15 protein-coding genes are annotated in these 13,106 nt (G+C 39.6%); 11 read left to right on the top strand and 4 right to left on the bottom strand.

What is annotated here, in order from left to right:
• Window positions 1-2: 2 nt before the first annotated feature.
• Both ACUN27_RS30385 and gap read right to left on the bottom strand, forming a co-directional pair.
• Window positions 3-710, bottom strand: a complete 708-nt coding sequence (locus ACUN27_RS30385) for an MFS transporter (RefSeq protein WP_445560114.1) — start codon at window positions 708-710, stop codon at window positions 3-5.
• Window positions 711-922: 212 nt separating this feature from the next.
• Window positions 923-1,933 (bottom strand): type I glyceraldehyde-3-phosphate dehydrogenase, encoded by a 1,011-nt coding sequence (gap, locus tag ACUN27_RS30380; RefSeq protein WP_445560113.1) that lies wholly within the window; start codon window positions 1,931-1,933, stop codon window positions 923-925.
• A 274-nt stretch (window positions 1,934-2,207) separates the two neighbouring features.
• On the opposite strand from gap, the gene ACUN27_RS30375 reads away from it, so the two are divergent.
• Complete coding sequence (locus ACUN27_RS30375; RefSeq protein ID WP_445560112.1) at window positions 2,208-2,807, top strand: TetR/AcrR family transcriptional regulator; 600 nt, start codon at window positions 2,208-2,210, stop codon at window positions 2,805-2,807.
• Between the two features lie 423 nt (window positions 2,808-3,230).
• Here ACUN27_RS30375 and ACUN27_RS30370 read toward each other — a convergent pair whose 3' ends face one another.
• The gene (locus tag ACUN27_RS30370; RefSeq protein WP_445560111.1) at window positions 3,231-4,280 is read right to left on the bottom strand and encodes a DUF3231 family protein; all 1,050 of its coding nucleotides are present in this window, start codon (window positions 4,278-4,280) and stop codon (window positions 3,231-3,233) included.
• A gap of 162 nt (window positions 4,281-4,442) precedes the next feature.
• On the opposite strand from ACUN27_RS30370, the gene ACUN27_RS30365 reads away from it, so the two are divergent.
• The 9 genes from ACUN27_RS30365 to ltrA all read left to right on the top strand — a co-directional run bounded on the left by ACUN27_RS30365 (window position 4,443) and on the right by ltrA (window position 11,990).
• Window positions 4,443-4,880, top strand: coding sequence for a hypothetical protein (locus ACUN27_RS30365; RefSeq protein ID WP_445560110.1), 438 nt, complete (start codon window positions 4,443-4,445; stop codon window positions 4,878-4,880).
• Between the two features lie 1,163 nt (window positions 4,881-6,043).
• Window positions 6,044-6,286, top strand: coding sequence for a GNAT family N-acetyltransferase (locus ACUN27_RS30360; protein WP_315955843.1), 243 nt, complete (start codon window positions 6,044-6,046; stop codon window positions 6,284-6,286).
• A 387-nt stretch (window positions 6,287-6,673) separates the two neighbouring features.
• On the top strand, window positions 6,674-6,955 hold the full coding sequence (locus ACUN27_RS30355; RefSeq protein ID WP_445560109.1) for a hypothetical protein: 282 nt from the start codon (window positions 6,674-6,676) through the stop codon (window positions 6,953-6,955).
• A gap of 516 nt (window positions 6,956-7,471) precedes the next feature.
• On the top strand, window positions 7,472-7,681 hold the full coding sequence (locus ACUN27_RS30350) for a hypothetical protein (protein ID WP_445560108.1): 210 nt from the start codon (window positions 7,472-7,474) through the stop codon (window positions 7,679-7,681).
• Window positions 7,682-7,972: 291 nt separating this feature from the next.
• Entirely contained in the window at window positions 7,973-8,434 is a 462-nt protein-coding gene (locus ACUN27_RS30345) for a GNAT family N-acetyltransferase (protein ID WP_445560107.1), read from the top strand.
• A 92-nt stretch (window positions 8,435-8,526) separates the two neighbouring features.
• A complete protein-coding gene (locus tag ACUN27_RS30340) occupies window positions 8,527-8,808 on the top strand; it encodes a hypothetical protein (RefSeq protein ID WP_445560106.1) in 282 nt (93 codons plus the stop codon).
• 198 nt (window positions 8,809-9,006) lie between these two features.
• Window positions 9,007-9,147, top strand: coding sequence for a hypothetical protein (locus ACUN27_RS30335; RefSeq protein WP_445560105.1), 141 nt, complete (start codon window positions 9,007-9,009; stop codon window positions 9,145-9,147).
• A gap of 144 nt (window positions 9,148-9,291) precedes the next feature.
• Entirely contained in the window at window positions 9,292-9,462 is a 171-nt protein-coding gene (locus ACUN27_RS30330) for a hypothetical protein (RefSeq protein WP_445560104.1), read from the top strand.
• A gap of 734 nt (window positions 9,463-10,196) precedes the next feature.
• The gene (ltrA, locus tag ACUN27_RS30325; RefSeq protein ID WP_445560103.1) at window positions 10,197-11,990 is read left to right on the top strand and encodes a group II intron reverse transcriptase/maturase; all 1,794 of its coding nucleotides are present in this window, start codon (window positions 10,197-10,199) and stop codon (window positions 11,988-11,990) included.
• Window positions 11,991-12,209: 219 nt separating this feature from the next.
• Here ltrA and ACUN27_RS30320 read toward each other — a convergent pair whose 3' ends face one another.
• Window positions 12,210-12,413 (bottom strand): helix-turn-helix domain-containing protein, encoded by a 204-nt coding sequence (locus ACUN27_RS30320; protein WP_445560102.1) that lies wholly within the window; start codon window positions 12,411-12,413, stop codon window positions 12,210-12,212.
• A gap of 154 nt (window positions 12,414-12,567) precedes the next feature.
• Between ACUN27_RS30320 and ACUN27_RS30315 the strand changes: the two genes are divergently transcribed.
• Complete coding sequence (locus tag ACUN27_RS30315) at window positions 12,568-12,978, top strand: hypothetical protein (protein WP_445560101.1); 411 nt, start codon at window positions 12,568-12,570, stop codon at window positions 12,976-12,978.
• Window positions 12,979-13,106 lie beyond the last annotated feature (128 nt).

Raw genomic sequence — 13,106 nt, 5'->3', positions numbered from 1 at the left:
CATTAATCCGACCATTCTTGATAGCAGTATGGATAAAATACCGCCCGGAAAAATAATAAATCCGGTTGACTTGCACTCAAACCAAAATGCTTCAGTAGCATTTGCGGCAACAAAAAAAGCGTGGAGAAGTTGCATAAATAAGATAGAACCCCGATAAAGGCCAGCACAAGATAAGTTTTGTTAGTCAATAATAACGGCATCACAAACGGGTGTTCAGCTTTGCGGATACGCATAACAAAGACGAGCAACCCCAGGATTCCGATCATTAAGGCGGTAGGATCATAGTATGTCAAAAAAACTAACAGTCCTGCCGTACCAGAGCTCAATGATAAGGCTCCAAGTATATCAAAAGATCGTTTGGGCAGCGACTCTTGTGGAATAAAGCGCACAAGTAGTGGAGCAATGCACAACAGTAAGGAGGTAATTGCAAAGAGATATTTCCAACCTAGATATTGCACCACAAGGCTGCCAATCACGGGATCTAGTCCAAACCCCAGTGACACAGAGGAGAAGATGAACGACATCGATTTTCCCCGCCGCCTCAACGGTACGTAACGGGTCAGAAGTACGATGGACAGGGAGATCACTGCGCCCGCACCGGCAACTTGCACAACGCGAGCTGCAAGCAGCACCCAGAAATGGTTGCTAAGCATGGCCCCAACCGACGCGCCTCCCGTCAAAACCAGACTAATGGCGAACAACCGTTTCAAACGAAACAAAATCTGACAACCGGCTGTTGGTGATCTAGGAGATAGCGAACATAATCGAATAACCGGTGACCGACAATGAAATGATCGATGAGGGCAAGTTAAAATAATGGCTTAAATCGTTTAACGCGCTTCGTTTTTCTCGAATATCGTATTGTTGAGTGCATCTTTCATCGAATTTGCCTTCTTTGCATCTTTTGATTTTGGGAAGTTATTTACCTAGCTAGTTTAGCGAAGTGCTCCAGAGTGCGAACCAATTGGGCTGTGTAAGACATTTCGTTATCGTACCAAGCTACGGTTTTGACCAGTTGTTGGTTTCCGACCGTTAGAACTTTTGTTTGGGTAGCATCAAAAAGGGACCCGAATGTCATACCCTTTATATCGGAAGATACGATCTCGTCTTCTGTGTATCCGTAGGTTTCTGGATCAGAGGCTTCTTTCATGGCGGCGTTAACTTCTTCGGCTGTTACCACTGTGTTCAAAACGGTAACGAGTTCAGTCACGGAACCTGTTGATACAGGTACACGTTGAGAGGCCCCATCCAGTTTGCCCTTCAGTTCTGGAAGAACCAGTCCAATGGCTTTAGCAGCACCAGTCGAATAGGGAACAATGTTCTCTGCAGCGGCCCGTGCTGCGCGGAAATCGTTTTTTGGATTTGGAGCGTCAAGGGTGCTCTGGTTGCCTGTATAGGCATGAATGGTCGTCATTAACCCGGATTGAATGCCAAACTTGTCGTGCAGAGCTTTAGCCATGGGAGCTAGACAGTTCGTTGTGCAGGAAGCGCCGGAAATAACAGTTTCCGCTCCGTCCAGAATCTCATGATTTACGTTGTATACGATTGTTTTCATGTCGCCTGTTGCTGGGGCGGAAATGACGACTTTCTTGGCGCCGCCCTTTAGATGCAGCTCCGCCTTTTCTTTGGTGGTAAAGAAACCTGTGCATTCGAGCACAATGTCTACGCCAAGCTCGCCCCAAGGGATTTCTTCAGGGTTACGGTTAGCAAGTACCTTAATTTCTTTACTGTTAACAGTGAAGGCTCCGTCATGCACTTCGATTTCACCTTGAAAAGTACCTTGCGTTGTATCATATTTGAGCAGATGAGCTAACATCTTAGCGTTGGTAAGGTCGTTAATCGCCACAACCTCCACGCCTTCCACATCTTGAATTCGGCGAAAAGCGAGTCGTCCGATCCGTCCAAAACCGTTAATTCCTACTTTTACATTCATCTCCAAGTCCTCCTATAAGTTCTATTATTTATTTCAAACAGGCGTATGTCTGTCATGAAATCAAAAAGAAATCAGTTCTTCCATGGTTTATCTTGCGTGCTCAAATTTAAGCACTGAGTGGATGACTCGACTATTTCCTTCAGAACCGGCTTGTTGTACAATTAAAGATACCGATCGGTATCTTTATTATATCAGGATTTAAGTGATTGACAAGGTTTCGGTCATAAAATTTGATATAATATTATATTAGAATAAATTTTTTTCGGAGGAGCCCATGAAAAAAGGAGATCGGACACGAGAACACATCATTATGAAATCGGCTGAAATTTTTAACCAGAAAGGATTTGCCGGTACATCGCTAAACGATATTATTGCCGATACCGGAATTAAAAAGGGAGGTATTTATCGACATTTTTCCAGTAAAGACGAGATTGCGCTTGAAGCCTACAATTACGCTGCCAGTTTGGTCACCAGAAAATTTTCTGAGGCGGTTGATCAAGAGCAGTCCGCGTCAGGTCGGTTGATTGCTTTTTTTCGTGTTTATGAAGATGTTGTCAACAATCCACCATTTATTGGCGGATGTCCCATGCAAAATACGGCTGTAGAATGTGATGATACTCATATAGAGCTTCGTAATCGAGCAAGGCAAGGGCTGAATACATACTTGGATATTATAAAAGGTATTATTCGTGACGGGATTGAAACAGGGGAGTTTAAGGAAGATCTGGATTCAAATGCGCTTGCTTCATTTGCAATCTCTTTGTTGGAGGGAGGCATTATGCTCAGTAAGTTGGACGGTGATAACAAGCATATGCAAATGAATACAGCAAGCTTCTCAATCTATTTGCAGCAATGTTGCTTAAAGATCCGTTAGCCCGATGGTAAAAGCCAAATAATAACCTAAGAAATGATTCGAACAAACATTACGCTCCCTCGAAATTATTCGGTTTCCTCACTCAAGCTCATGAATTCGCAGGATTTCATAGTGAAGTTAGATTAGGCGAAGGAGAGAACGAGGAGTTTTCTGCTGGGGGAATTAGAAGAGGGCGTGCGCAAACAAAGGTGAAGTGCCCATCACCCATAATGTTCCATATGTGCACGTCTCCACTGCACCCTCCTAGATAGGCTTTTTTGAGGCTTTTGACCTCTATGTTATTTGAATGAAGCAACGCTTGAAGCAAGGGCATAAAGCGCGATTCAGATTAAGTTAAAGAAGCAGCTTGCCAAGGCAGCTGCTTTTTATTATCTATTCAGATACATTATCTAGTTTCTTGAAGCATATGTAAAAACTTTAGGACTACTCAACCTTATTATTGAACACCAAGGCGTCACGGTCCGCGGCTTGCGGCGGCTGTTCCAACCAACCGTGCTCAATCATAATATTTGCTCCATCTTCGACATAATTTCCGACTTCAAGTGTAAGACGTCCCAACTTTTCGGCAACATCATGTCTGGCACACATCGATAAAGCATTCCCGTATCCTCTTATTCTCATTGCAAACATGTCCAGCTTATGGAACATCATCAATTTGTCTGAAAACGGCGCAATTGTTGAAGTCGACACCAAAGGGTCAAAGATTGGGGGAGATGATAAATTTTCTTTTTGCAGCACTTTACTAAAGATATTATAATGTTTGGTGGCTAGTTCCTTTCCCCTTAGAAAATAAGCCTTTACTTCTTTCGAGTTGGCAACTTGACTAAAGCCAATTAAAACTGCTTTGCTTGTCGCGTTATTCTCGATGTTATCGAACAGATGGGTGATCTCTAAAGCTTGAAGCGGTCTAATATTACCGAAAAATCCATTGAGATAGCTTTGCTTCTTAATGAAATCAACATTCTTGGGATAAGGAATGAAGGAAGGTTTTAGTATAAACCCTTTTTTGATTAATGTTGTGTTCACCTCATTCAAAAATTTTGTTGTTGAGTCGAGACATTGAGTGAAAAATACCCGAACATCCGGCCTCGTTACAATTGGAACAGCAATTGCATATAGACTTGCTCCCGCTTTGCCGACATACTTTAAGTAATGAAGATAAAACTCATCACTAAATAGCCTCGGTGCACCAACATTTACGTCCTCTTCAGAAAATCCTTTAGGTATTGGATAATTTTCTTGGATAAAGATCCCTTTGATAGACTGTACAAATTGTTCGGATAAGCTTAGACCGTCTTCAAGGACTTTCTTGATTTCTAGATCTTCAACATGATTCAACATATAACTTAAAACGCATATGCTCATGGTATTCCCCGTAAATGTTGCCCACAGCTTACCTTGCTCTGCTGACGTTAATTTTTCGTTTACGTAACTTTCAGAATTAAGCTGCATTTGTTCTTTCAGATTATTCATATCCAACAGATCCTCCGTTCGTAAACATTTTCCATCTATTATTTCCTTTCGTGAATAAATCAATGCATCAATTTTCCTTTCATTTCAAGAACCGATTCCCAATAAGACACAAAAATTTAGTGCAAAATAACGTAAATAATAAAAAAGAAGAGCGTGAGTTAATTGAAAAAAAGTATTCAACTCGAGGTTATTCTTTGGAGTATAGCTCTTCCAGGATTTGGACAATTACTGAACGGCAAACTATTAAAGGGGCTACTATTGATCGGGTTGGAATTTCTAATTAATGTAAATTCAAATTTGAATGTCATTATCATATCTAGTTTTCACGGTGAAATTGAAAAGACAATAAACCAGACTAATTACCAATGGTTGATGTTTTATCCTTGTATATACATGTTCGGCATATGGGATGCGTATAAAGACGCAGGTGGAGACACAAGACCGTATAGTACAATCCCATTTGTATTTGGTGCGTTTTGTGGAACAATCGGTATAATTTTTTCGGCATATTATCTTGGTGCAGTTTGGTTAGGTATAATTGGCTTGTTTGTTGGTATTATAGTTGGGACACTGATAAAATCTACATTACGAAATTTCTAATGGACTATTTACGTTGCCCATTGGCGAACTCCAGGCCCGTATCCTCCGGCGAAAATCGCTCTCTGCGTATTACTTGCCTAACCAACTAGGAAACTTAAAGGCACTTTGTCTGGCTTGGGTTTGTGATGGATCATATTCGGTGGAAAGATCGGCATAAACGGGCTGCTACTTGCTTGTTGAGCACAGAATGTTGCGGTACCAAGAGGGAGACATGCACTTACATAAAAGTAAAAGTCCCCTCCAGCGTTTTGGTGGAGGAGACGGTTTAATTAACGTTCAAACATACTGATTCAAAAAACGTGGTCATGGCGTCGGGGCATTACTAGACGCTAACCGCCATTACGGAAATAATCCTTCATTTGATTATCAATAATCGTGTGAGGATTATCATAAATGTTTTCATATACACGTGAATTGCTTGGAAGACGTAAGTCGTTACGGGCAGTATAGCGTAACAAAGATTAACCTTTGAGCTAGATTACTAATAAGCGATTTGAAATAAAAGAAGCGGCAGCCTTGAGTCTTAAATACCCTGGCTACCGCTATTTAATTATTTTTCCTAGTCTTACTCCCTAAATGTTATCAGATGCTCAATTTTCTCGTAGACAAAAAATAGAACCTTCTTGGTGCTATTTTCTGAAAATCAAATAAAAATGAGTACCATCCTTTTCGACTTTTGGTATTGCGCCACGTAATGAATACAAAACATAACCTTCTCTTAATTTTCTAAATATTATCCTTTGAATCTCCTTTCTTTGTCTTGCCAGTGACATCTACGTATAAAGCATCATCTGTCATTCCTCATCACCTCAATCAACATTATCCGAGATAGGTCAAGGGATGTCACATTAAATTTAGATAAAGACAACTCATACTTTTACTTCATATATCTTCAGTTTCAGTCCTCATTCTCAGCACACCAGAACTTCTCAGAAAGTAAATTAGAGATACAAATCCCAAGCCCATCATAATCACCAATACGGAAATAATCCTTGATTATCAATAATCGTGTGTGGATTATCAAAAATGGTTTAGTTTTCATATACACCTGAATTGCTTCGAAGACGTAAGTCGTTAAGCTAACGGGCAGGTTAATTCCAACCATTTACGATATTACATGGTATTATATGGATATGTCTTTGAAATGTGGAGGGTATTTCTGAATGAGTGTAGAGATTGTATCTTTAAATAAGTCCCTTGTTCCTTATGTATATTCATCGCCGAAGCATAGGAATAAAGGTGTAGGTAGAAAGCTAATGCAATACGCCATAGATATAGCCATTGATAACAAAGCGTCCCGATTCCAGCTTGAAACAGATGATGAAAATGCTCCTGCTAGAAATTTATTTAATAATCTTGGATTCAAGTTAATACCAGGTAAAGGAGTGTACATGGCATTTTTATAGACGATTGGTTCATTGTGCTAACTGGAAACTTTAGCTCAATAACCATCTCAGGAGAAGGCTGCCGACAGTAAAGGATCGGCAGCCTTTTGCTCAACTAACGGGCAGATAAGATTAGTTTAATGGTAAAATGGAACAAAGACACTACAATTGGGTGATCGAAATGAATATTTTGGGATATGGGGACATAATACCAGGGAAAAGCATAGGAGCATTTCAAATCGGGATGAAGGCTGAGCAGCTACTAAATTTCCTTGAGAATTATCAGCAATCAGGAAATATTTGTATTGCACGTTCGATGCATGTAATATAATCAATAAGAACTATACTTGTAGTCAAATATGCCATCAGCTGGTGAGTTTAGAAAATACAAGCATGGGGAGTGTGCAGATGGATATTAAATTTGCGAAAGAAGTTTATCAAAAACTTGAGTCTAAAGGTTTCACTGTTTTTGAGGGTGAAACTTCTGACATAATTGCCATCTCTAAAATTCTACATAACCAAACTGGGCATTCATATGATTTAGCACTTACGTTCAAGGATGGGAAATATGATGGGTTTACTTTAGGTGGAGATCAAGAATTGAATAATGAAACGTTTAAAAACTATGAGACAATGGGGATAATGGATTTGATTACCAACACCATAAAAGATGTTCTATTTAGACGATGAAATGAGCTGTTTTAAGAGAGAGTTCTCTATTCAAATAATACATCATAAACACGAGACTATAATTGAATGACGAAGCTGCCGGCACGGTCGGGCAGCTTCGTTACGTTAACGGACAGTAATCCTGAAATGAAGTTAAAATGAAGTGGAGCGCTCTAAGTGAAAATGGAGGATTGTCACCTCGGCTTTTACGTAAATATATAGCAACATCTTTAATGTTATACAGATTCTTATCCAAAGACATTCCCCCCTCAATTGCAAGTACTCATTTTAAACTACTATAATTTTCTTAAATCAACAATTTATTATGCACTTTAAACTTGAATATACGGTAATGAGCGTTTAATGAAAAATGAATCGTTGAGCTAATCGGAGAAAGAGAGCCCAGTAAACCAAAACGAAAGCAGTTGGTTAAAACCGACCGACATTTCCGTTTAATAATGGAATTAAATGTATATTTAACTCTCGTTAAACAAAATATAGGGGACTATGCACTCAATCATTATGAAGGAGGATCTCATGATGGGACAAAGAATTGCTTTGATTATTCCAAATGTCTTAATGTACACCGTATTCTTGGGTCTCGCAGTTTTTGTGTTCACGAGTGTTGAAGAGCTAATAGATATCAATCGACTTGGAATATGGCTTTTTAACCTTATTATTTTGCTGTTGGCTGCACTTTTCGGCTCTTACCGTATTTGGTCTATGATAAGGCAGGGGAAGCTGTAAATCCAATCGCTTATGTATTGAATTCGGTGCCGCGAGCGTGCCGTCTAGCGACATGTGCATCGTTAAAATTATTTTTCCCATTAGAGTTTTTCTTTCTCCTTTAAGCTGCATCTGATGGGACTAGAATCATTCACCATTTCCCATGCGCATTTAGATATATTTTAAGCCACCAAATAGTTCTTGTCATTGATGAAACGGGTAACGATAGCTTAATGCTATACAGTAGAAGCTGCCGCGAGACCGTACCGGTATTCATAAGTATTCATAGACCAGAACGAGGAGGATGAGAGAATGGCAATTGTACGATTAGCAACATTAGACGATGTAGATGAACTTGTTCAAATGCGTTGGGACTTTTCTATAGAGGATTACGGAGTTAGTACGGTTAGTTTCAATGAGTTTCACCATACTTGTAGCAAGTTTCTAGTTAAAGCGTTTGAAAGCGGAGATTGGTATATTTGGTTAGCAGAAGTTGAAAGAAAGATAGTTTCACATATGTACGTACAGTTGATACATAAAGTACCGAGACCGGGGAAAACTCGAGATCCTTACTACGGATATGTAACTAATGTCTATACTCGTCCAGCCTTTAGAAGCCAAGGCATTGGAACAGAAATACACATGAAAATGGAAAAATGGTCCAAGGAAAATGATGAAGAGTTTCTTATTCTTTGGCCAAGTAGCACCAGTGTTGAGTTCTATGAAAGAAATGGATTTGCTCGATGTGAAGAAGCAATGGAAAAACATTGGTGATGACATACTAAGCATTAAAGTACGGAAAACTATAGTATTAAAAGACTTTGAAGAATTAGGAGGCATTTGTAATGCTAAGATGCTCATGGTGTATGAAGAAAATAAAAGAAGATAAGCCTTGCTACGGTCTAAATGTCAAGTTTGCGTCAGGAGTTGATTTTAACGAGAAAGACGGAGGAATAATTTCAATATATTTAAGTACTAGAAGAACAAGGGTTCCTTTAATAGTTGTTGCCGATGGCTCAGAAGCAAAAAGAAGTGGACAGGATGGGATCTTTGCACTTTGTAGTGAGAACTGTTCGATTAAGATGAAAGAAACAGTTACAAAAGAATTAGAGCTATTTTCTGGTGAAAGCAGCATGGTACTTTTGTAAAACAAACAAACAAACCATAACCTCAAACTAACAGGTTGATAATTGAACAACCAACATAGATGGGCTGCCGCGAATAACTACGGCAGACTATTCAGCTATCGGGCAGATATGTTCATTAGTTGTATGGTAATATGAGGCTAACGTAAATATATATATGAATGTTTAATAACCTTATTTCCCGAACGTAGGAGGAACATTTTGGAACCGTTAACTAAAGAACTCAAATTAGCACTGGATAATATCGATTTCATTAACCGTTTTAGAAACTTGTCATTGAAATACAAATATGATCCAAACGAAAGCTTTGAAAATTACAATAATAACGATGTAAGAGAATAATTAATGAATTAGGTTACAAAGCATCCTTCAACAGTAAGGAAAATTTCTTTAAAATTGTGAATGAATTCTTTAACTATAATTTCCAGTTCAATATTTCTCTTAAATATGGACTAGTTGAACTCATCTGGTCAGTATGGATAGGTGGTGAAATTCAAAGAAGTTTGGGGGCTTTGGGGAATAATAAAATACCAGTTAGACGGTAATGTCGATGATAAAATATTTAAGCCTATATTCCGTGATTACAATGATTTAAAAGAAATACTACGAGAAGCATTGGATATGTATGAAGACTTCAAAAGAGAATTTTCTCGATGAGTAATCCTGGAATTCAACTAACGGCGAAGTACGACAAGTTCTGCTATAAGCACCAAACAGTGTGAAAAGCAGGAGATTACTGCAGTAATCTTAACTTTACAACCAAGGATGGGAATGACGGAACCATGTATCCTGAAACCATCCCGCCAATACTCCTGCGCGCGTCACGACTAACAGGTCTTGGGGTGCGAAGTTCAGGTAGATTCGACAGAACGAAGGCTGAAGCCATTCTAGTAGAAAAGGTATGCCAACGGATATGTCGCGTGGCTGAAAAACTGAATACGGTGAGAATGTTCGCGCAGAAGCGAACTGAAGAACTTCCGAATGTACAGGTCTACAGTTAGAGCATGCGGAAACGTATGTACCATCAAACGATGGGGTGAGTGGCGTAAAGTAAAATTTTCGCCTCTGAAATACGCTATGCCGAACAATGGTGGTATCAATCTCACGGGCTTAGAGGAAGCACCTAAGTTCAGAAAAGATAGCTAGGCTGTAAGGGACTTGGAAAGCAAGGGACGTTGCAAGAAGGGCTGTTACCCGAAACGGTTGCAATAAGGCATTTGCCGAAATGAATTTATCCTTGTGAGGGCAGGGGCACGACCGAAGAAACCTCTGTAATGGAGGTGGAGGAACAGCCCCAAGTCTAATTGAAAAGAACGATCATTTTCCATGCGTGAATTGCACCGATCAGGTAGGAATGTGGGGACATCGCTTCGTCAAGGAGGGATGCCGCAGTGCAAGCTTTACGAAATTGGGAGTATTACGGCATGACAGAATCTTTTACGGATCTGTACGTAAGATCAGAAAACAATGAGATATTTTCACGTCTCTATGAAATCGTGACATCCAGAGAAAACATCTTGTTGGCTTACCGTACCATGAAATCCAATAAAGGATCAAAGACACCAGGAACAGATGGACTAACCATCACAGACATCGAACAACGAACCGAACAAGAACTAGTGAGTGAAATCCAAAACAAACTGCAAAACTATCGCCCCAAGAATGTCAGACGGAAGCTCATCGAAAAAGATAACGGTAAAATGAGACCGCTTGGCATCCCGTGCATCCTCGACCGCATCATTCAACAGTGCTTCAAACAAGTCCTTGAGCCAATAGCTGAAGCTCAATTCTACAACCATAGCTATGGTTTCAGACCACTTCGATCGGCGCACCATGCCATGGCAAGAGTACAGTTTCTTATCAATCAGGCTTCGATGCATTATGTAGTAGATATCGACATCTTGGGATTTTTCGACAATGTCAACCATACGCTACTTTTGAAGCAACTTTGGAACATGGGCATTCGAGATAGAAAGGTTTTAGCCTGCATCTCTAAAATGCTAAAAGCGGAAATCGAGGGGGAAGGAATACCTTCAAAAGGTGTACCACAAGGCGGTTTACTGTCAACACTGCTCTCGAATATTGTATTAAATGACTTAGATCACTGGGTTGCAGCTCAATGGGAACTCTTTCCGCTGAAAAAAACTTTCAAATCAAGAACTGGCGAAAGGGCTGCGAAAATACGCTCAAGTCTGAAAGAAGGCTATCTGGTGCGTTACGCCGATGACTTCAAAATCATTTGTAGAGATTGGAGATCGGCCCATAGGTGGTATTATGCGGTTGTTCTTTATCTCAAAGACCGCTTGAAACTAGACATCTCACCAGAGAAATCGCAGATCATTAATCTGCGAAAACGAGAGTCGGAATTTCTTGGTTTTACAATCCGAGCGAATAAAAAGGGTCGTAAACGAGTAGCGCATACGGGCATTAAAGCGAGCAAAAGGCATAAAATCAAAAGCGAAGTCAAGAAACACATCCTCAAAATGAGGACTTCGCCAACGGCTCTAAATGCTGCACATTTCAATAGTTTTGTACTAGGAATTCACAATTACTTCAATCGGGCAACACACGTAAGTGTTGCGTTCTCACGTCTTGCCTATGATCTGCGAGCTTTCATGTACAATCGTCTCAAACAAATCGGGAAATATGAGCATCCTGCAAATCCACCGCCAACGTACAGTAAATTTTACAGCTTGGGTTACAGGACTTTTAAAATAGCAGATGTGTATCTATATCCACTTGCCAATGTAAAAACAAAGAATACGATGGGCTTCAGTACAGGGCTTTCACTCTTTAGCACTTCAGGCAGAGATCAAATACACAAAAAACTTCGACCAGATTTACGTCAGGAAATTTATTTACTAACGAAATCTAGCATCCCGAATCAAAGTGTTGAATATATGGACAATCGAATTAGTCGGTACAGCATGAAAATGGGGAAATGCGAAATTACAGGCATGTATCTCTTCGCATCCGATGTTTACTGCCACCACTATATTCCGTTGCACTTAGGTGGAAATGACAAGTTTAATAATTTGCGAATCCTCAACAAAGAGGTAGGGCAACTTATCCTCCAAACACATAAAGAGACGATTGACGTACTCAAGAGTAGACTGGGCTTAACGGAATTGATGATGCACCAGATCAACAAATACCGTGAAAAATATGTATTAAAACCAGTTTAACATTTCCTAAATTAATGAGTAACGAGGAAGTTATGATTTAGTAAATTCAGTTAGATGGACCGCGGAGTGCTTGGAAACTGGCACGCTCCGTGCGGAGCAGGGGAAAAGCTGGAGATCACATCAAATGCTTACCTATTGCAAACCTACAGCACAATAATGAAATAAGCCTACTTCTTATTAGAAGGTAGGCTCTTTTTTTCATCGAAATTGACGGATAGTTTACTCTGTCCTTTCAATTAACTGCTCGATGCCTTCGAGTTCAAATACTTTCATAATGGCTTCTAGGTGTATAGGCGTCCAATGTTTAGCCTTATTCTTAGAGTAATCGTCCACTGTATTCCAACGAATACCGGTCAGCTCACTTAATTGCTTAACGCTCATATTTCGTGCTTGCATTAGCTTATCAATTTTTAATTTTAACAAATCTAATCACCTCTAAACTATCATACAATATCTCTCGAAAAAACTCAACGAAAAACGTTGATACTCAACGAAATTCGTTGTATAATAAGTGCATAGCAGCGATGGAACCGATCTATTGTTCGTTTGTGATTCAACTATCAGGTGGAGGAAAATTATGTCCAACGTTTACACTCTTTTCAAGGAGCAACATATAACTAAATCGGAATTAGGCGAACTCGTTCTTAGAAAAGGCGGGTGCTTAAATGCTATGGATGATTTTGTTATTGAGTATGGAGAAGCATCAATATGGATTTACTATTCACATCAAATAAACGAAGATTTCTTTCAAAAAGAATTAACCGAATTACGGAAACAGTTTAACCTTCTAACAAAGCTAATCATACAAATTGAACCGAGTAGTTTGGAATATGAAGTGAGTAATAGAATGGCCCTCCAATTTTGTAAAAGTCTAATGAATGAGTACCCCGACATTATTGTGGAGGATTCTGAAGGGAACTTTTATACGAAACAAATGATATTTGAGTTGAATTGCGACAGCGAAGGCAACTGGCATGTTCACGTTTAACAGTCGTAGATAGAATTCAAGTTGGATGTATAACGAATTGTTGTGCTAAACATTCCTGTATAGCCTAAGAAATGGGCTTTGTCAAAAAAAGAGCGCCTCGGTATGATGGGTTTGTCGACGGGTAGATA

This window comes from Paenibacillus sp. WC2504, assembly GCF_052682475.1.
The sequence above is the reverse complement of the archived record's forward strand: the minus strand, read 5'-3'. Positions and strand labels throughout refer to the sequence as shown.